This window comes from Candidatus Methylomirabilota bacterium (genome assembly GCA_035709005.1).
Classification (GTDB): domain Bacteria; phylum Methylomirabilota; class Methylomirabilia; order Rokubacteriales; family CSP1-6; genus 40CM-4-69-5.
Genome location: DASTFB010000055.1, coordinates 94,863 through 113,944 on the forward strand (window position 1 = coordinate 94,863; position 19,082 = coordinate 113,944).

The 19,082-nt window shown below is 67.1% G+C and carries 21 protein-coding genes; 12 read left to right on the plus strand and 9 right to left on the minus strand.

The window, feature by feature from the left end; genetic code table 11:
- Window positions 1–19: 19 nt before the first annotated feature.
- Window positions 20–277 carry a GlsB/YeaQ/YmgE family stress response membrane protein gene (locus tag VFR64_08665; protein HET9489810.1) on the minus strand — a complete coding sequence of 86 codons (258 nt, stop codon included), beginning with the start codon at window positions 275–277 and terminating at the stop codon, window positions 20–22.
- A 685-nt stretch (window positions 278–962) separates the two neighbouring features.
- Between VFR64_08665 and VFR64_08670 the strand changes: the two genes are divergently transcribed.
- Both VFR64_08670 and VFR64_08675 read left to right on the plus strand, forming a co-directional pair.
- The gene (locus VFR64_08670) at window positions 963–1,277 is read left to right on the plus strand and encodes a hypothetical protein (protein ID HET9489811.1); all 315 of its coding nucleotides are present in this window, start codon (window positions 963–965) and stop codon (window positions 1,275–1,277) included.
- A 136-nt stretch (window positions 1,278–1,413) separates the two neighbouring features.
- Window positions 1,414–2,388, plus strand: a complete 975-nt coding sequence (locus tag VFR64_08675) for an acyl-CoA desaturase (GenBank protein ID HET9489812.1) — start codon at window positions 1,414–1,416, stop codon at window positions 2,386–2,388.
- A 124-nt stretch (window positions 2,389–2,512) separates the two neighbouring features.
- On the opposite strand, the gene groL is transcribed toward VFR64_08675, so the two are convergent.
- Window positions 2,513–4,132, minus strand: coding sequence for a chaperonin GroEL (gene groL, locus VFR64_08680; protein ID HET9489813.1), 1,620 nt, complete (start codon window positions 4,130–4,132; stop codon window positions 2,513–2,515).
- 54 nt (window positions 4,133–4,186) lie between these two features.
- Complete coding sequence (gene groES / locus VFR64_08685) at window positions 4,187–4,495, minus strand: co-chaperone GroES (GenBank protein HET9489814.1); 309 nt, start codon at window positions 4,493–4,495, stop codon at window positions 4,187–4,189.
- Window positions 4,496–4,660: 165 nt separating this feature from the next.
- Here groES and VFR64_08690 point away from each other — a divergent pair, with 165 nt between their 5' ends.
- The 6 genes from VFR64_08690 to VFR64_08715 all read left to right on the plus strand — a co-directional run bounded on the left by VFR64_08690 (window position 4,661) and on the right by VFR64_08715 (window position 10,335).
- The gene (locus VFR64_08690) at window positions 4,661–5,764 is read left to right on the plus strand and encodes a GntR family transcriptional regulator (GenBank protein ID HET9489815.1); all 1,104 of its coding nucleotides are present in this window, start codon (window positions 4,661–4,663) and stop codon (window positions 5,762–5,764) included.
- A complete protein-coding gene (locus VFR64_08695) occupies window positions 5,761–6,600 on the plus strand; it encodes a GlsB/YeaQ/YmgE family stress response membrane protein (protein ID HET9489816.1) in 840 nt (279 codons plus the stop codon). The genes VFR64_08690 and VFR64_08695 overlap by 4 nt, the downstream gene beginning before the upstream one ends.
- A gap of 40 nt (window positions 6,601–6,640) precedes the next feature.
- Entirely contained in the window at window positions 6,641–8,017 is a 1,377-nt protein-coding gene (locus VFR64_08700) for an NfeD family protein (protein HET9489817.1), read from the plus strand.
- Window positions 8,018–8,022: 5 nt separating this feature from the next.
- On the plus strand, window positions 8,023–8,994 hold the full coding sequence (gene floA / locus VFR64_08705; GenBank protein ID HET9489818.1) for a flotillin-like protein FloA: 972 nt from the start codon (window positions 8,023–8,025) through the stop codon (window positions 8,992–8,994).
- Between the two features lie 406 nt (window positions 8,995–9,400).
- Window positions 9,401–9,697, plus strand: a complete 297-nt coding sequence (locus tag VFR64_08710; GenBank protein HET9489819.1) for a zf-TFIIB domain-containing protein — start codon at window positions 9,401–9,403, stop codon at window positions 9,695–9,697.
- A 341-nt stretch (window positions 9,698–10,038) separates the two neighbouring features.
- Window positions 10,039–10,335, plus strand: coding sequence for a hypothetical protein (locus VFR64_08715; protein HET9489820.1), 297 nt, complete (start codon window positions 10,039–10,041; stop codon window positions 10,333–10,335).
- A gap of 241 nt (window positions 10,336–10,576) precedes the next feature.
- Here the strand turns inward: VFR64_08715 and VFR64_08720 are convergent, their stop codons facing one another.
- From VFR64_08720 to VFR64_08740, 5 genes are all read right to left on the minus strand, one after another.
- Window positions 10,577–11,944 carry a transposase gene (locus tag VFR64_08720; GenBank protein ID HET9489821.1) on the minus strand — a complete coding sequence of 456 codons (1,368 nt, stop codon included), beginning with the start codon at window positions 11,942–11,944 and terminating at the stop codon, window positions 10,577–10,579.
- 75 nt (window positions 11,945–12,019) lie between these two features.
- Window positions 12,020–12,217 carry a hypothetical protein gene (locus VFR64_08725; protein ID HET9489822.1) on the minus strand — a complete coding sequence of 66 codons (198 nt, stop codon included), beginning with the start codon at window positions 12,215–12,217 and terminating at the stop codon, window positions 12,020–12,022.
- Window positions 12,218–12,224: 7 nt separating this feature from the next.
- Window positions 12,225–12,671 carry a hypothetical protein gene (locus tag VFR64_08730; GenBank protein ID HET9489823.1) on the minus strand — a complete coding sequence of 149 codons (447 nt, stop codon included), beginning with the start codon at window positions 12,669–12,671 and terminating at the stop codon, window positions 12,225–12,227.
- A 353-nt stretch (window positions 12,672–13,024) separates the two neighbouring features.
- On the minus strand, window positions 13,025–13,201 hold the full coding sequence (locus tag VFR64_08735) for a hypothetical protein (GenBank protein HET9489824.1): 177 nt from the start codon (window positions 13,199–13,201) through the stop codon (window positions 13,025–13,027).
- 473 nt (window positions 13,202–13,674) lie between these two features.
- Complete coding sequence (locus tag VFR64_08740; GenBank protein ID HET9489825.1) at window positions 13,675–14,865, minus strand: DEAD/DEAH box helicase; 1,191 nt, start codon at window positions 14,863–14,865, stop codon at window positions 13,675–13,677.
- A 304-nt stretch (window positions 14,866–15,169) separates the two neighbouring features.
- On the opposite strand from VFR64_08740, the gene VFR64_08745 reads away from it, so the two are divergent.
- On the plus strand, window positions 15,170–15,994 hold the full coding sequence (locus tag VFR64_08745) for a M48 family metallopeptidase (protein HET9489826.1): 825 nt from the start codon (window positions 15,170–15,172) through the stop codon (window positions 15,992–15,994).
- Between the two features lie 134 nt (window positions 15,995–16,128).
- Complete coding sequence (locus VFR64_08750) at window positions 16,129–16,431, plus strand: hypothetical protein (protein HET9489827.1); 303 nt, start codon at window positions 16,129–16,131, stop codon at window positions 16,429–16,431.
- A 44-nt stretch (window positions 16,432–16,475) separates the two neighbouring features.
- Here the strand turns inward: VFR64_08750 and VFR64_08755 are convergent, their stop codons facing one another.
- The gene (locus VFR64_08755; GenBank protein HET9489828.1) at window positions 16,476–17,516 is read right to left on the minus strand and encodes a 5-methyltetrahydropteroyltriglutamate--homocysteine methyltransferase; all 1,041 of its coding nucleotides are present in this window, start codon (window positions 17,514–17,516) and stop codon (window positions 16,476–16,478) included.
- Between the two features lie 87 nt (window positions 17,517–17,603).
- Between VFR64_08755 and VFR64_08760 the strand changes: the two genes are divergently transcribed.
- Window positions 17,604–18,821 (plus strand): Xaa-Pro peptidase family protein, encoded by a 1,218-nt coding sequence (locus VFR64_08760; GenBank protein HET9489829.1) that lies wholly within the window; start codon window positions 17,604–17,606, stop codon window positions 18,819–18,821.
- A 76-nt stretch (window positions 18,822–18,897) separates the two neighbouring features.
- Window positions 18,898–19,082: aldo/keto reductase (locus tag VFR64_08765; GenBank protein HET9489830.1), on the plus strand; the 185-nt coding region annotated here is incomplete at its 3' end.

Here is a 19,082-nt window from a genome sequence, read left to right on the forward strand (position 1 = left end):
GAGTGGGCTTCCTTGACCGTTAACCGCTCACAGTCCTCCCCAGAGTGAAGCGATACACCGCCAGCACGATGATCGCGCCGACGACGGCCATGATGAACCCGACGGGATCGCCCTCGCCGTACCAGCCGGTGAGACGGCCCACGAACCCACCGACGAGAGCGCCCACGATTCCCAGGATAGCGGTGATGACGAAGCCGCCCGGATCGCGTCCCGGCATGAGGAACTTGGCGACGATGCCGACGATCAGACCGAACACGATCCATCCGATGATGTACATGATGCTCTCCTCAGCCGCCACTGGCGGCGCTCAACGAGCTGTCCGGGTTTCCGTTTTCCGTCTTGACTCTAGTTGCCCCGAAGCCGTCGGCCTATTGGACCTAGGCCCAATACGCGCCCCGGCAGCCCGCCTCGCCCGCGGGCTCACCGCAGGCGACCAAGGTCCAATAGCGCCCACGCGTGGCGTCGTGCAGAGTCTTCTCAGGGGTTTCACGTGGACGATACGCCGGTCTCCAGCAGCGACTGGCCGTTCCGGTCATCCTCATGACGTCTTATGACGACGACTTGACCCGCGACCGCGTCGAGAAGTCCGGGGCGGCCGCCCACCTGTGGGAGCCCTTCGACGAGGACGCTGTGCTGCACGCGATCCGTGGAGCTGTCGGAGGGGATCGCAATCACCGGGGCCATGGCGCGATGCAACGAAGAACCACCCTCACTGTTAAAGAACCGCGGGAGGCTGCCATGTCACACGAAAGGCCGGCCGCACGTGAGCTCACCGCCGATGTCGATCGGCCGAAGCGTATCGACCGCTACATCGACTACTTTGGCAGCGGAGGCCTGCGCCGAGTCGGCGTCACGCTGAATCCGGCGGCGGATCGTCGCCGGGCACGGACGCCGCTCACTCCGCCCGCTCCACCTCGCGAGGCGTCGAGGGCTCGCGAGGTGGCTCGGGGGAGGGTGGTGAATTGAGCGGCCGCCGGATCCTCGCCGCCTTCGTGGTGGCGAGTGTGCTGATGATCTTCGTGTTTGAGCTCCGAGGGGGAAGGTTCACGGAAGACCGCCTGAAGCGGGTTCACGAGCTTGAGGCTCGCGAGGCACAGTTGTACGAACAGCTGGCGCAGAAGGATGCCCAGCGAGAATCTCAGCGCCGGATATACATCGACCGCATCAGGAAGGGGGAGGCTCAACTGCTCGAGCATGCGCGCGAGATCATGAGGCTCCGCGGACGATCAGAGGCCAGTTCGACGATGCTGGTTCCGCCACCAACGTCTGGGGAGTAGGGCAGGGACGACGACGCTGAACTCGTTCGGCGGGACGCTCAAGTTCGGGACGAATAGCGCCTTCCAGCTCGAGCTCCGGCGGCGTGTCGACGAGTTTTTCCGGACCACCGGCCGCCGGGAGCGCGACTGCTGGCAGATGTACGTGAAGACGGCGATCATTCTCGTCGGCCTGGCGGTCTCCTACCTGCTGCTGGTGTTCGCGGCCGACGCCTGGTGGCAGGGTGTGCCGCTGGCCGTTCTGGTGGGCTTGGCCGCCGCCGGAATCGGATTCAATGTCCAGCACGACGGCGGACACGACGCGTATTCCGACTACCGCTCGGTCAACAAGCTCATGGCGATGATGCTGGACCTGATGGGGTCCAGTTCGTACTTCTGGCGCTGGAAACACGTCGTCTTCCATCACACCTATGTCAATGTCACCGGCCACGACACGGACATCAACTTGGGCATCCTCGCCCGGGTGACGCCGCATCAGACGCGGCTCGCCTTTCACCGGTGGCAACACCTCTACCTCTGGCCGGTCTACGGGTTGCTGGCGGTCAAGATGCAATTCGTCGACGACTTCCGGAGGCTCGTCACCGGCCGGATTGGCCGCCACCGAGTCCGCCGCCCGACGGGGTGGGACCTGGTCCTCCTGGTGGGCGGTAAGGCGACCTTTCTCGCCTGGGCCTTCGGCGTCCCGCTGCTCTTCCACCCCGTGGCGGTTGTCCTCTTCTACTACGGGGTCGCCGCGGTGGTGCTGGGGACCGCCCTGAGCGTGGTGTTCCAACTGGCCCACTGCGTAGAAGAGGCGGCGTTTCCGCTGCCCTCCGCGGGCACCGGGCGCATCGAGCAGGCCTGGGCCATCCACCAGGCGGAGACGACCGTGGACTTCGCCCGGCCTAGCCGGGTCGTGGCGTGGCTCCTCGGCGGGTTGAACTTCCAGATCGAACACCATCTGTTCCCGAGGATCAGCCACGTCAACTACCCGGCGATCTCGAAGCTGGTGGAACAGACATGCCGAGACTTTGGCGTCACCTACACCGAGCACAGTTCGTTCCGGGAGGGCATGGCCTCCCATTTCCGGTGGCTACGGCGTATGGGGATGCCGAACGCCCCGCGCGAAACCTGAGCGAGCTGCGCGACCTCTGTCGCCGCCGTCCGCTTTGCCGTTGCCGGCATCCACGGTCGGGGCGAAGAAGTCGCGCAGGTCAGGCCCGCCGGCGCCCCGGATTCAGCGCCGGGCGGCCTCGAAGCTAGAACTCCTCTCCGTGCGCCATGGCCGGATCAGCCTTCGCGGCCTCCGGGCTGTCCGTGACGAGCGCTTCGGTCGTGAGCAGCAAGGATGCGATCGAGGCGGCGTTCTGCAGGGCGACGCGCTCCACCTTGGCCGGGTCGATGATCCCCGCCTGCATCATGTCGACATACTCGTTGGTCTCGGCGTCGAAGCCGCGGGTGCTCGGGACGGCCCCCTTGACCTTCTCGACGACTACGGAGCCCTCGAGCCCGGCGTTCTCGACGATCTGCCTGATCGGCTCCTCGAGGGCGCGCCGTACAATGCTGACCCCGGTGGCCTCGTCGCCCGAGAGCTTGAGGCTGCCGAGGGCCTCCGACGCGCGGAGCAGCGCCACGCCGCCTCCCGGCACGATTCCCTCTTCCACGGCGGCCCGCGTGGCGTTGAGGGCGTCCTCGACCCGCGCCTTCCGCTCCTTCATCTCGGTCTCGGTGGCCGCCCCGACCTTGATGACGGCCACGCCGCCGGCCAGCTTGGCGAGCCGCTCCTGGAGCTTCTCCCGGTCGTAATCCGAGGTCGTCTCCTCGATCTGGGCCCGGATCTGCTTGATACGACCCTCGATCTCCCTGGAGCTGCCGGCGCCCTCGATGATCGTGGTGTTGTCCTTGTCCACGGCCACCTTCTTGGCCCGGCCCAGATCCTCGAGCTTGAGGTTCTCGAGCTTCATGCCGAGGTCTTCGGTGATCGCCTTGCCGGCCGTCACGGTCGCGATGTCCTCCAGCATGGACTTCCGCCGGTCACCGAAGCCCGGCGCCTTCACCGCGCACGTGTGCAGCGTGCCGCGCAGCTTGTTGACCACGAGGGTGGCCAGCGCCTCGCCCTCGACGTCCTCGGCGATGATCAGCAGCGGCCGCCCCGCCTGCGCCACCTGCTCGAGCAGCGGCAGCATGTCCTTCATCACACTGATCTTTTTCTCGTGGATCAGGACGAGCGCGTCCTCGAGCACGCACTCCATGCGCTCGAGGTCGGTGACGAAGTACGGCGACAGGTATCCCCGGTCGAACTGCATGCCCTCGACCACCGCCAGGGTCGTCTCCATCGCCTTGGCCTCTTCCACGGTGATGACGCCGTCCTTGCCGACCTTCTCCATGGCCTCCGCGATCAAGTTGCCGATCGTCTTGTCGTTGTTGGCGGCGATCGTGGCGACCTGAGCGATCTCCGTCTTATCCTTGGTGGCCTTGGCCATGTGCTTCAGCTCCTCGACCACCATGTCGACCGCCTGCTCGATCCCCCGCTTCAGGCCCATCGGGTTCGCGCCCGCAGTCACGTTCTTGAGCCCCTCGCGGAAGATCGCCTGGGCGAGCACGGTGGCCGTGGTCGTCCCATCGCCCGCCACGTCCGAGGTCTTGGCGGCGACCTCCCTGATCATCTGAGCCCCCAGATTCTTGGGGCGGTCTGGCAGCTCGATTTCCTTGGCGACGGTCACACCGTCCTTGGTGATGGTGGGGCTGCCGAACTTCTTGGCGATGACGACGTTCCGCCCTTTCGGCCCCAGGGTGGCCTTGACGGCGTGCGACATGACGTTGACCCCGCGCAAGAGCGCCGCGCGGGCTTCCTCGTTGAACAGAAGCTGCTTAGGCATGGTGCTCTCCCTCCCCAGTGCGCCGAAATGGTTGAAAACGGCTGAGCCGCTCGTTCACGAGCCGAGGATGCCGAGGATGTCCTCCTCCCTCATGATGAGGTACTCCTCGCCGGCGAGCGTGACCTCGCTACCGGAATACTTGCCGAAGAGGATTCGATCGCCTTCCTTCACCGCGAGGGGGAAGTGCTTGCCGGCGTCGGTGACCTTGCCGGTCCCCACGGCGATCACCTGTCCCTCCTGCGGCTTCTCCTTAGCGGTGTCGGGGATGATGAGGCTGCCGTGCTTCTCGTCCTGCTCCTCGCGGCGCTTGACGAGCACGCGGTCGTGGAGCGGGCGCAGCGTCGTCTTCGTTGCCTGAGCCACAGCGCGCGTCGCCTTCAGTGCTCGAGCCATCGCTCGTGCCTCCCTCTCTTCCAGGTGGTGTGAGCCCCGGCTGGATTGTCCAGCGGGCTAGTGTACCACTGAAATAGTACACCTTGACAGAATTGATCTAGTGTACTAGTGTGCACGTACAGCATGAGGGTCCCGATGAATCTGAAGATCGACGGGCACAGTCCGATCCCGATCCGCCGGCAACTGACGGAGCAGTTCAAGCACGCCATCGAGAGCGGCGGTGTCCCCCAGGACCAGGCCCTGCCCAGCATCCGGGAGCTCGCCGGCTTCCTCGGCATCAATCCGAACACGGTCGCGCGCGTCATCGAGGATCTCAAGCAGGGCGGCTACGTGGAGGCTCGGCGGGGAAAGGGCGTGTTCGTGGCCCCGGCGCCGCCCACCCGCCCCTCCCCGCATCTCCGCGAAGGGTTCTTACAAGAGATGGTCATCCGGGCGGCCGCCCTCGGCATGACCGCCGACGACCTGGCGGTCGCGGTCCTGAGCGTGGCCGGCGTCCGGCCCGCCGCCGTCCAGGGGGCCGTGGAGGTTCTCCTGGTGGAATGCAGCCAGCCGGAGCTCGACTTCTTTGCCCGGCAACTCGAGGCCCACCTCCCCGTCCACGTGGACCCGGTGCTCCTCGGCGACCTGGCCGCGGTCACCCGGCGCCAGAAGCAACCCGCTCGCTGGCGGGCGGCGGTCACGAGCTTCTGCCATCTGCCGGAAGTGGAGCGGCTCCTGAGCGGCAGGGGGGTCCCGGTAATCGCCCTGCTCGCCGAAGCGCATCTCGAGACGCTCCACCACCTCGCCCAGCTTCCGTCGGGGACACGGGTGGGTGTGGCCTCCGTCGCCGCCGAGACGGCCCACAACCTGGAGCATTCGATCGCGAACGCGGGCCTGCCGAACATCGTGCTGGTCGGGGCTTGCCCCGCCGCGGGGGCTGCGCTGGGGCGTCTGCTTCGCCGAGTGGACGTCATCGTCTGCTCGACCGGGGCGGCCGAGCGGGTCCGGGGGCTCGCGGGCCCGGCCGTGCAGGTGTTGATCGACGACCGGGCCGTGGACCAGCGGGCCGTCCAGATGCTCGCCGCCCTCCTGGTGCAACAGAACGGCAACATGCCGGCGGCTGCTCCGCCCGCCGGCCAGAGGCGCCTGCACCCTCGTCCGTCCAGCGGGCGCAAACAGCGGGGAGGGGCGGCGCGGGCAACGGTGCGGGGCGAGTGGATGCGAGTGAGCGGTAACCGGGTGAAGGAGGAAGAGTCATGAGTTTCACCATGTTCGTGACGTGGGTGCTGGTAGGAGTGCTCGCCGGCGTGCTGGCCGGACTGGTCATGAAGCGCGGCGGCTACGGGCTGAAGAACGACATCATTCTCGGCCTCGTCGGAAGCATCGGGGCCAGCTGGATCTTCCGGGCCTCCGGCCTGTTCCCAAGCGCTGGGATTGTCGCGATGCTGTTCGTCGCCCTCGCCGGAGCGGCGGTCCTGATCATCGCTCAGCGCAAGCTTCGGCCCACCGAGCGTCTTGGCGGGGCCAGGGGCGATGTGTGGTGGAGGGGCGGGCTGGTGGCAGCGGTCGTGGCCGTGGTGGCGTGGATGACCCTCGGCCCCGCCCCGCAGCCGGCAGCGACGGCAGCGGTGGTCGAGGAGAAGACGTACACGGTGACGCCCGCCGCGATGAAGGTGAAAGCCGGGATCGTCACCGGCGAAGTGACGAATATGAAGGTCACGGAGCAGGTCGAGCAAGGCTCCGGCCGTGTCGTCTCCGCGGCAAAGCTCACGGCGATCGTCACGCTCAAGAACAGCTCGGAGAATCAGACTGTCCGCCTCGTCACCGGGACGATCAAGTACATCGATTCGGAGGGACAGCCGATCAAGCTCGAGGACGCCCGGACCGAGCCGGCCCTCACGTTCGCCACGTACGGGGGCAGCAGTGACCGGCTCGACCCCGGGCAGGAGGCCATCCAGTCGCTGGATGTTGCCTTCCCCGCCGAGGCGCTGAAGGCGCAGAAGTTGAAAGAGATCCGCCTGGAGCTCGCGTATATCCCGTCGCCATACCGCGAGGAGACGGTCCAGTTCAGCGTCTCCATCGGCGAGGGTAAGTAGGCCGCGTGAGCTGGCTCCCTTCAGGCCCATGAGAGCCAGGTTGCTGCGACCGCTGCGGGCCGCGGTGCTGGGGCTCGTGGCGGTCGGGGCCGCGACAGCGTGGTCCGGACAACCGCCGGCTACCCCGGGTGGCCGTGCGGTCGTCTACGTGGTGCCGATCGAGGGCATCATCGACCTCGGGCTGGCGCCGTTCGTCGAGCGCATCCTGGGCGAGGCCGTGGCGGCGGGCGCCGCCGCGGTCGTCCTCGAGGTGAACACCTTCGGGGGGCGCGTAGACGCCGCCGTCATCATCCGCGACGCGCTGCTCCGCGCGCCCGTGCGGACCGTCGCCTTCGTCAACAAGCGGGCGATCTCCGCCGGGGCGCTCATCAGCCTGGCCGCCGAGACGATCGTCATGGCTGAGGGGGGGACGATCGGAGCGGCCACCCCGGTCCAGATCGGAGCCCCGGGAAGCCCGGCCCAGCCGGTGGCGGAAAAGACAATCTCGTACATGCGCAAGGAGTTCCGGGCTACCGCCGAGATCCGGAAGCGGCCCCTGCTGTTCGCCGAGGCGATGGTCGATGCGGATGTGGAGATCCCCGGTCTCAGCCCCAAAGGCAAGCTCCTGACGCTCACGACCGACGAGGCGCTCGCGCACGGCTTCGCCGACTTCCGCGCGGACACGGTCGACGCCGTCCTCGCGTCCCTGGGCCTCGCCGGGGCGGAGGTCCGCCGGGCCACGCCGACATGGGCCGAGACACTGGTGCGCTTCCTGACCCACCCGATCGTCAGCTCGCTCCTGACGACGATCGGCATTCTCGGGATCATCCTCGAGCTGCGGACGCCGGGCTTCGGCGTGCCAGGAGCGCTCGGCATCCTGAGCCTGGGCCTCTTCTTCTGGGGGCACTGGCTCGTGCGGCTGGCCGGCTGGGAGGAGGTCCTGCTCGTCGCCCTCGGGCTCGGTCTCCTCGGGCTCGAGATCTTCGTCACCCCGGGCTTCGGCCTCACGGGAACGCTGGGGATCGGGGCGTTGCTCGGGGGGCTCGGGCTGAGCCTCGTCGGTGCCGGGGCGACGTGGCCGGTCGTGCTCAGCGCAATCGGCCAAGTCGTGGTGTCGCTGCTCCTGGCCATCGGGGCCTCGCTGGTCATGCTGCGCTTCCTGCCGCGCCTGCCCTTCGGCCGCCGGCTCGTTCTCGAGACCGAGCTCGAAGCGCGCGAGGGGTTCGCGTCGGCTCCGGAAGCCGATCGCATGTGGCTCGGCAAACGCGGGACGGCGGCCTCCACGCTGCGGCCCGCCGGCATCGCGACGCTCGAAGGGGAACGGGTAGACGTCGTCTCCGATGGGGACTTCATCGAAATGGGAGAACCGATCACGGTCGTCAAGGTGGACGGCAACCGGATCGTTGTGCGGCAGCTCGCGGAAAGGACTCAGTCATGATTGGCATGGAGACAGGCTTGTTCGGGGGCGTCGCGCTCCTTGTCCTGGTGGTCGCGGTACTGGCCTTCGTGCTGTATCTCATCCCCGTCCGGCTCTGGATCGCGGCCTGGGCGTCGGGGGCCTACGTCGGGCTCTTCAGTCTGATCGGGATGCGCTTCCGACGGGTGCCGCCGGGAACGGTGGTGACCGCGCGCATCAGCGCGGTGAAGGCTGGGCTGGACGTCCCGATCAACGACCTCGAGGCGCACTACCTGGCCGGCGGCAACGTCGTCAACGTGGTAATCGCCATGATCTCGGCCGACAAGGCGAACATTACGATGCCGTTCAAGCGGGCCGCGGCGATCGACCTGGCCGGCCGCGACGTGCTGGCGGCGGTGAAGATGTCGGTCCTCCCCAAGGTGATCGAGACGCCACGCATCGCGGCGGTGGCCAAGGATGGTATCCAGCTTCACGCCATCTGTCGGGTGACGGTCCGCACGAATCTCGACCGCCTCGTGGGCGGCGCCGGTGAGGAGACCGTCATCGCCCGGATCGGCGAGGGAGTCGTCAGCACGATCGGCTCGGCCAGCACCCATAAGGACGTGCTGGAGAATCCGAATCACATCTCCAAGCACGTGCTGTCCAAAGGGCTCGACGCGGGGACGGCCTACGAGATCCTGTCGATCGACATCGCGGACGTCGACGTCGGCGAGAACATCGGCGCCAAGCTCCAGATCGACCAGGCCAATGCCGACAAGCAGATCGCGCAGGCCAAGGCGGAGGAGCGGCGCGCCATGGCTATCGCGCTCGAGCAGGAGATGCGGGCACGCGTCGTCGAGGCCGAGGCCGAAGTGCCGCGGGCGATGGCCGACGCCTTCCGCCAGGGCCACCTCGGGATCATGGACTATTACCGGATGAAGAATGTGCAGGCCGACACGACGATGCGGGACGCGATCGCGGGCGCCCCCGATGGGTCGCTCACGAGCCCGAAGAAGTAGAGGGCCGGGATGACACGGGTACAGATTCTCTTCATGGTGGCACTCGTGCTGGCCCCGCTGCTCAGCCTCCTCATGCGTGCGGTCAAGAGGCGGCTCGAGGGCGGGGCCCGGCGAGACGGCTGGTCCGAAGCGCCGAGCGTCCCCGCTTCCCCGCGAACCCCACCGGTGCCGGCGATCGGGGCGGGCGCCCGCCCTCGCGGCACTCCGGCCGGCAGAGCGACCGGGGTGGCGGCGACATCCGTTGCGGCCGGTGGTCGAGCGCCCTCGGGCCTGGGAACCCATCGGGAGGTGCGCCGGGGGATCGTCCTCATGACGGTCCTCGGGACTTGCCGCGCCCTGGAGCCGCCAGGCGCCTGAAACCCCGCGGAACCTCGCTTCGGGAAGCAAGGAGAATGCGGCGATGCAGATGAAACCGACACAACAGGAAGAGGAGTACTTCGCGAGGCTCGACTTCGAGCGACGGAGGAACGCCCTCAACGAGCGGGAAACCCGGGCGGCCGACGAAGAACGACAGCGCATCCTGGCTGTCGCCAGGGGACGGTGCCCGAAGTGCGCTGGCGAGATGGTCCCCGTCCTGTATCGGGGCGTCGAGCTGGACAAGTGCTCGCGCTGCCAGGGCGTGTGGCTGGACTTCGGCGAGCTCGCTCAGGTCGTAGCTGAGGACACCGGGTTCCTCGGGGGCGTCCGGAGGATCTTCAGTTGATGTTGCACTCCAGAAAGGCGGGAACCTCTCATGTTTTCTTTTGGATCCTCGTCTCCCGCGACACGAACCTGCTGGGGATGTTCCTGATCGGGTGCGCAGGCGCTGCCCTCGCGATCGTCGCTCAGCGCACTCTCTGGTACTCCAGCCGCCTCGGAACATGAGAGCGGATTAGGCAATGGCAAGGTGCGAGTCATGTGGAGCCGAACTTAAAGACGTCACGCAGCGGTTTTGTGGCGGCGACAGGTGTTGGCAAGTGTTCGTGAAACACCCGTCTTCGGATCTCCCCCGTTCCGCGCTGGCGCGGCTGCGCCCGCCAACCTGATACGTACGAGGAGGTGGGCATGAGGTGGCGAGTGGACTTCTACAACGAGAGGCGAGGAATCGTCGCCCGTTACTGGGTGGAGGCGCTATTACCAGCGGCGGCGGTCGCGTTGGGCGAGAAGGCGGTTCTCGCGGAGTATCCACCAGTTCGAGTGCGAAGGAGGCGACTGAGCCTGTTCGAGCGGGCCGAGCGTGTCGCCGCCGATGACGGCAGCGGGTGGATCCTCTACCGGATCATGAGGGACGACGGGCAAGGATCAGCGCCGGTACCGTCGGTGTCCACAGAACGTGTGTCCCTGAGGGCTGTTATGGCTTAGAACGTGGCGGCGTGTGATCGCCGAGGAGTCAGCGATGGCAAGGTGCGAAGCGTGCGGAAGAGAACTCAAGGCCGAGGCGCATCGATTCTGCCGCGACGAGTGCCGCAGTGTATTCGTGGACAGATTGAAGCAGGGTACACCGAGGTCTCCCGGACGAACTGCCGCAAGAAGGCGGCGCCGGCGTGGACGCTGAGAATCACATTGGCGGCTTAGCAGCCCGTGGTGAAAGTTGTGCGGGCCATCAAGCAGGCGCCCACGCCGAAGGACTCCGCGGTGCGCGCGGAAGGAGTCGTAGGTGCGCCAGAAACACGTCTGCAATCACCCAGAGCCGCTCGTAGAGCATGGCGAGGGCAATTTCAAGCGAACGAGCGTCCAACGGGTCTCCTTGGAGCCCGCGCGGCGTGCCCCGGCCGAACACCTGCCGCATCAGAATTCCGAGATTGAAGGCGCTCGCGTGGATCAACAGGCGTTTGAGGATGTTCCGATGCCCGCGCAAGTGCGTGCGGCGCATCCCGCCGGTGTCGTACACGTGAGCGAAGGATCGTTCGACGTACTCACCGCGTCGACGCAGGAGCCGCTTGCCGCGCACCCCGCGCACGCGCCGTCGATTGCCGTAGACCGCACGTTGCGCGTCCGGCGCTTTGGTCCAGTGTCGACGGCCACGATCGGGCTCGGCGATGTACGACCGCACGCCGACCGCGTGCAGATCGATCATCGTCTGATTGCTGTGATACCCCTTGTCGGCGATGAGCTCGGTGAGCGCCGCCGGCGTGGGGCTCGCGGCATGGGCGGCCTCGACGTGTTCGGCCGCGGTGATCGCGGTCTCGACGAGACTGGTGGTGTCGCCGACGTCCGCGCCCTGCAACGTCACGGCCACCATCGCCCCGCTGTCGAGATCAATGGCGTGCTCGGCTTTGTGCGCCAGGTGCGTGCGGCCGTCCTTCATCTTCGTGATCTTCGCGTCCGGATCGAACGGGTTCTTCCAGTCTGTGTTCGACGTCCGCTTCTTCCGCCGCCGATCGAGTCGCGCCAGCGCCTCGCGCGTCGGCGTCTTGATGCCAGACTCCGCGGCGAGTCGGGTCAGGAATTCCTGATACGTCTCGCCCGTGTCCCGGCGGACGATGCTGCGCATGGCGGCGTTGGCCTCCAGCGTCGTCGCGTCGATCGCCACGGTCCGGCCCTTCAGCAAGTCGGCCGCCGCGAGTCGTTCCTGCACCCAGGTGAAGACCGCGCGATGCGTCTCGAGTGCGATCAATCGCCGGGTGCGCGAAATCGTGGAGTGATCCGGCGCCGCGGTGTCGAGGCCGAGCCCCACGAAGCTGCGCACGGCCAGCGAGTCCGCGGCGCGCCACGCGATGCCGCGCTCGGAGTCGAGCCCTTCGAAGTACCCGACCAGCAGCAAGCGGAAGTACCGTCCCGGGGGCAGACTCGGCCGACCCATCACGGGCGCGTAGAACTGCTGACACTCCGCCTCCGCGAACCGATCGAAGCCGGCCTCGTCGAGGATCGCCTTCAGCCTGGTGTAGAACGGATGGCCCGGCGAGACCGGCAGGTCGGCGCTGGCCACCCACATCGGAGCTTGCTCGCCCTTGCGTTTGCCCATCGCCATGGACCGCACTTTACGTTCGTCCCTCCAGAGCTGGCGAGGGATTTCTGATGACTTTCACCACGGGCTGTTAGGGGACTACCTGCTGGCCTCGGCGTTCAGGCGCGCGGGAGATGAGGCCAAGGTAACCGGTTCAGCGACGCCCAGACTCGACCCGTGGGTTGACAGGCTGTCGATCACCGCGCGCTTGGGCTTGAAGTTCTCGACGATCGTCTCGATCTGGGCAAAATGCCGGTCGATCTCGATCTCCTGGGGCGGCTCGTACCAGAGATGCACCAGGCCTTTATCGATGCATACGGGATTCTCTAGCCTCCGTGTAATACTCGACCCTTGGCCATGGTTCGGGCTCGTCGTCAGCCAAAGGTCTTAGCGGCTGTCGCTGTTTGAGCGCGTGGATGACCGCTAACCGGCCTTCTCGGGTCGTGGCGAATCGCAGGAGCGACGAGAGCCACCCGCCGAGCGTGCTGCCTGGGGTGAGAACGTAGAGCCGCGCGGGATGGGTGGAGTCCGGGGACCGACGCAGCAGCCCAGCCGCAATCAGGGTTTCGAGCGATTGCGCGACTTGCGAGACGTCGTATCCGACGTACGCGGCCAGGCGCTCGCCGATGAGGAACGAGCGTGGATGGCGATAGAAGAATAGCAGCGAATCGAGATCGCACGGGTGCTTCAGGCACTCGATACGGTCGAGCAGATCCCCCATCCGCTTTGGCGTCATCTTCTTTGATGTCATGGGACAGGCATGCCCTTCACCTTGCGCTCATACGCGGGGTCGGCCTTCTGGCTTCCGACTCGTTCCCCCGGGCGCTCTGGTCTTTGCCTGGCGAAGTTCACCTGGGGCTAAGCGAACGCCGATGTCAACACTTTGTTTGTCCGCATCAAACGCATGTCTGCGCGGGCTCGCGGCGCGGCGACCGCTCGAAACGGGAGAATTTTGAGCCCGTGCTCCCGGTGGATGAACAGACCGTCCCTTTTGGCGGCGGCGAGTGCGAGAGCGCATCAGATGGGCAGTTCGGCGGTCTGTGGATAACCGTGGAAATGTGGACAACCGGTGGGTTGTTCTTATGCCGGCAATGCACGGCGTTATCACGGCTCATTGCGCCTGTCCGATCGAGCTTGTTCAGAAAAGGCGTTCTCGTCTGACCGGCTCGGGATGAGCTTTATCCAGGTCTTCGTGGTGAAGTTGTACTGGTAGACATTCCCATCCACGTCGAGCGCGAAGAGATCGTCGTGCGATGCGCAGAGCTGGATGAACTTCGACATGTCTGCTTCCCTCGCGTCTCCAGCTTGACATATATCAAATGTCAAGCTATATTACAAGTATAGAACATATACAGCGAACAGGCGCGAGGGGCTGGGCTCAGGACGGAGGCGGGTTGTTCACGAATAAGGCGAGAGTCCTCCTCGTCCTCTCCCAGGACGTCCTGGATCGGGCGCGCGTCTTCGCCGGGCGGGCGACGACCACACTCAAGCTTCCCGTGAGCCTTCAGATCGTCCTCCGGGCTCTGATCGAGGAGGGACTGAAGCGGGATGACAACTCGGCCCTCCTCACCAACGTTGAGCGTCAGGCCAACGCGGTCCGCCGTATCAGGAGCACGGCCCGTCGGAGAGGGCGAGCCGAGGGCAACCGGGCGGAATCGACTGCGCCCGGTCAACCTCAGCGACGATCGAAGACAAGACCCACCCGGTGACGTCGCGGCGGGTCGAGAGGGAAGGACGACCCGGATCGAGCCGCCTCAGCCCCGATGGCGTGTCGGCACGCGGGCAGAGCGCCTCTGCGAAACGGTGGCCAGGGCGGGGGGCGTGTCATCGAAGTCCGGTAGCGTGAGGCGCCTGATTCGGGTGCTCACGGCGCGCTCGATCAGGCGGAAGTCCGCATCTTCCGGCGGCGACACCAGCGAGACGGCATCGCCCTGGGCGTTCAGCCGTGCCGTGCGTCCGACTCGGTGGATGTAGTCTTCCGGTAGCTTCGGCACGTCAAAATTCACCACATGAGTCACCCCGGTGACATCGATCCCGCGGGCCGCGATATCGGTGGCCACCAGGACGCGAGCCGTTCCTGCCTTGAAGGCGGCCAGAGCCTGCGTGCGCTGTCCCTGGCTCCGATTCCCGTGGATGCGGGCGGCAGCCACCCCCCGCCGCGTGAGCGCCTCGGCGAGGCGGTCAGCCCGGTGCTTGGTGCGGGTGAAGACCAGCATGCTCTGCACATCGGGCTGACGGAGCAGGGCGAGCAGCAGAGGCAGCTTCAGGTCCGGGGCCACCGGATACGCGGCGTGTCGAATGCCCACTGCTGGCGCGGCAGGCCGCCCGACGTCGATGGTCACCGGGTCGTCCAGCAGGTCGCGGGCCAGGGTGACGATGGGGGACGGCAGGGTGGCCGAGAAGAGCAGGGTCTGCCGCGGCGCGGCCGGGACGTACTTCAGAATCCTCCGGATGTCCGGCAGAAATCCCATGTCGAGCATGCGGTCGGCCTCGTCGAGGACGAGAACCTCGAGCCCATCGAGGCGCGCGTAGGGATACCGGAGGTGATCGAGAAGGCGGCCCGGCGTGGCGACGAGGATGTCGACGCCGCGACGAAGCGCCGCCTCTTGCGGTCCCATCGGAACGCCCCCGAACAGGGCGGCGCCGCCGATGCGCGTGAAGCGCGCCAGTTGGCCGCGGTGCTCGTCGATCTGGGCGGCCAGCTCGCGGGTCGGCGCGATGACAAGCGCGCGGGTGACGCCACGCTGCCGGCCAAGAAGCCGCTGCAAGACCGGAAGCAGGAACGCGGCGGTCTTGCCGCTGCCCGTCATGGCGCAGGCGAGCACGTCGCGCCCCCGACACGCCACGGGAATAGCCTCGCTCTGAATAGCCGTAGGAGTGGTAAAGCCGAGGGCATCGAGACCTCGTTGCAGGTCGGGGTGCAGGGAGAAGGCAGCAAACGACATGGGCACTTCCTCGTGAGGCCCGAACGGGCCCGCTCAGTCTTCCGCAGTCGTCACACGCTCCAGGAAGCGGAAGAGACCGGGGAACGCGGTCTGAGAGGGATGAAAGCTCGCGGTGAGCCTACGATCGAGCCAGACATCACGCAGTATACGCTCCCCGCGCGCCACCCGCGAGCATATTCGCCGGCGCGCGCAGGTGTTGGAGGACGGCGTGACAGGAGCCGGCGCTTTCTTCATAATGATGCCGCCGTCGTGGTCGGCCCCGGCGGCGCGCCGAGGGAGAGGGCCGAGCACGAGGAGAAGCCAGATGAAGGGCCGGACGATCAGTCGTGTTGGTCTTGTCGTTGTGGCGGCGATGACCTTCGTCGGGTGTGCCACGACGACTGAGAAGGGCGCGGTCGGGGTAGAACGCAAGCAGCTTCTGCTCGTCTCCTCGGAACAGATGAACCAGAGCGCGGCGGTCGCGTACCAGAAGGTCCTCGCCGAAGGCAGCGCGAAGGGCGCCGTGAACCAGAATCCCCAGCAGGTGCAACGGGTCCGGGGGATCGCCACCCGGATCATCCCGCACACCGCGGTGTTCCGGAAGGATGCGCCGGGCTGGAAGTGGGAGGTGAACGTCATCACCTCGCCCCAGATCAACGCGTGGTGCATGCCGGGGGGCAAGATCGCGTTCTACACCGGCATCCTCGAGAAGCTCCAGCTCACCGACGACGAGGTGGCCGCCATCATGGGCCACGAGATTGCCCACGCGTTGCGGGAGCACGGACGCGAGCGCGCGTCCCAACAGGTGGCCACGAGCGTCGGCGCGACCGCGGTGGGCGCCGTGCTCGGCATCGGTCAGACGGGAGCCGATCTCGCCGGTATCGTCGGGCAGGTCACCTTCCTGCTCCCGTACTCGCGCCTGCACGAGACCGAGGCCGACCGGATGGGCGTCGAGCTGGCGGCGCGGGGCGGCTACGACCCCCGGGCGGCGATCGGTCTCTGGCAAAAGATGGCGAAGATCTCGGGCGACGGCGGTCCTCCGGCTTTGCTGTCGACGCATCCGTCGAACGAGGCGCGCATCAAGGACCTCGAGCTCTTCTCCCAGCGCGTCTTGCCGCTCTACGAGCAGGCCCGGAAAACCCTGAAGTAACGCCCGCGGGGCGGCAGTGCTGAACGTGGTACACTGAGCGTGCCGTCACCTCGGTCTTCATGGCTGACGCAGCTGGCGTCGAGACTCCGGTGAGCTGTGGCCCGCTGTACCCACTGCCCTGAAGGAGCCGGACCATGAGCGTCATCCGACGGGTCATTCGACCGGTCGTCACTCCGGTGCCGAAAGCGCCTGCCCCGAGCCTTCCTCCGGACGAGATCACGTACAGGGGTTACCGGATCCAGCCGGAGTCGTACTCCATCAACAGGACGGCCTGGTCTCCGCGCGTCGTCGTGTCGATGCGGATCGACGGGCACTGGGCACAAGCGATGCCGCTCTACTCGCCCAGGGTTGTGCGCTTTTCCTCGCGGGAGGAAGCCGACCGGTGCGCCCTCGAGGTCGCGAAAGCGTGGATCGACACGACCGTCCAGTCCCGGTGATCAGGACGTTCGGAGCGCGGCGGGCGTGTTCACGGCGAGCCCTATCAGTCAGGGACCCGGCGCTCTCCAAGCTCCGCCCGTAAGCGCTCCGCCGCCGCCACCATCGACTTCAGCTTGCCGAAGGCCACCTCGCGCGAGAGGTACTTCATCCCGCAATCCGGGGCCAGGACGACGTTTTCCGGTTTGACGTAGAGCAGGGCGCGCCGGATGCGGGCGACGATCGTGTCCGGCGTTTCCACGCTCGAGTCGTCGAGGTCCAGGCAGCCGACCATGATCTGCTTGCCGGCCAGCGTGGCCAGGACGGAGCAGTCCAGGTTGGCCTGCGCCGTCTCGATGGAGACCTGGTGGCAGGAGCACCCGGCCAGCTCGGGCAGGAAGGAGTAGCCCGAGGGCCGCTGGTGGATGATGGCGGCGTAGCCGAAGCAGATGTGCACGGCGGTGGTGCCGACGATGCCCTCGACCGCCCGGTTGAGCGCAGCCAGCCCGAACTGACGGGCCTTGTCCGGCCGCGCCTGCATGTACGGCTCGTCGACCTGCACGATGTCGGCCCCGGCAGCGAAAAGATCACGGATCTCCTCGTTCACGGCGACCGCATAGTCCATGGCCGCCGCCTCGTCGCCGGGGTAGTAGTCGTTCTGGGCTTGTTGCGACATCGTGAACGGGCCCGGCACGGTCATCTTGATGGGCCTGGTAGTCTCCGATCGCAAGAAGCGGGTGTCCTCGACCGCGACGGGACGCTGGCGGCGGATCGGCCCCACGATGCGGGGCACCGGGTTGGGATGACCGGAGCGGTCGAGGGCGGTGCCAGGGTGATCGATATCGATGCCCGCTAGCGCGGTGGCGAACCGGTTGGAGTAGCTCTCGCGCCGGATTTCCCCGTCGGTGATGATGTCGAGCCCCGCCGCTTCCTGGGCCCGGATGGCCAGCCGGGTGGCGTCGTCCTGCGCCTCGGCCAGCCAGGGCTCGCGGATGCGCCACAGCTCGCGCGCCCGCACACGGGGCGGGAACCGCCCGGCCAGCTTCTGGCGGTCGATCAACCACTCGGGCTGCGGGTAGCTGCCGACGAGCGTGGTGGGAAAGAGCATCGCCGTCCCTCCTGGAAGCGCAATCTACAGGCTGTCCGCCCCGAGTGCTAGACTGCGGCCCCATCACGGCAACCGGGGAGATCGCTCATGAGCTATGCGCTCGGACAGTTCGACGTGGACTACGAGGCCCGGGTCGACTACGCGGAGCTGCGTCGCAAGCGGGTGGAGAAGACGCGGACGCAGATGGCGGCGCACCGGCTGGACGGCCTGCTCGTGTGGAAGGACGAGAACGTCCGCTATCTGACCGGATTGCGGGCACAGCTCATCGCCGGCAAGAGCAGCTCCCTGAACGGCGTGCTGTTCCCCCGCGACGCCGAGCCGATCCTGCTGTGCTCGGGCGGCGAGCGGGATCGCGCGCTGGCCAAGATGCCCTGGCTCGCCGAGGTGCACGCCATCCCCGTGATGGAGGAGCGGGGCCTGGTCGAGGGCTTCGTGCGCTCGGTGCTCAAGCCGGCCCTGGCCAGGCACAAGCTCCTGGCCGGTCGCCTGGGCGTCGATCAGCCCACGATGATCCTGGTCGAGGCCATCCGAACGCTGCTGCCGGACATCGAGCTGGTCGACGGCGATTCCGCTATGCAACAGGCGCGTCTCGTCAAGCTGCCCGAGGAGATCGCGGTGATCGAGGAGGCCTGCGCCATCGGGGAGGCGGTCACCCGGCGGGCCCTCGACGCCGTGCGCGAGGGCCGGCGTGAGTGCGAGGTGGCCGGCGACGCCATGCAGACCCTGTATTACCTGGGCGGAGAGATGGCTCACGTGATCACGCCGTTCGTCGCGTCGGGCGAGCACATGTCTCCGCCCCACCGCATCTGCAGCGACAAGCTGATCCGCAACCACGACGTCTGCTTCATCGACATCGGCGCCATGTGGAACGGCTACTTCGCCGATATCGGACGGATGACGATCGTGGGCAAGCCCTCGCGGCGGCAGAAGGAGGTCTACACGGCGGTCTTCCAGGGCTTGCAGGCCGGGATCGCCACGATGCGGCCGGGGAAGACCAACCTGGACGTCTCCCGGGCCATCGTCGACAAGATCGCGGAGTTCGGGTTGGCCGAGCATCTGTTCAGCCTGTTCATCGGGCACGGGATCGGGATGGGCGCCAACGAGCCGCCCTACATCGGCGAGACGATGGAGGGCGCCACGGTGTATCCCCTGCAGCCGGGCATGGTCTTCGCCGTGGAGCCGCTCGTATGGGTCCCCGACGTCGAAGGCGGCGCCGGTGTGCGGATCGAGGACATGGTGCTGGTCACCGAGGGCGCGCCCCGGATCCTGTCCCGGATCGACTATGAGGACCGCCTGCTTCTCTAGCCCGGGCCGCCTCGCCGCTCCTGTGGCGATGCGGCAGGTGTGGGTGCTCTGGTAAGGTGGCCGGAGGAGTCGATCCGTGAACCCTGACGGCGGCCCACCCCTCTCCCGTCGGGCGGCGCGGGCCCTGCTGGCCGCCTCGGCGGCCAGCGCCGCCACCGGTCGGGCGGACGGTCAGTCAGCCCTCGCGCTCATCGCGCGCCCGATTCCTTCGACGGGGGAGACGATTCCCGCGGTCGGCCTGGGAACGTGGCGCACCTTCGA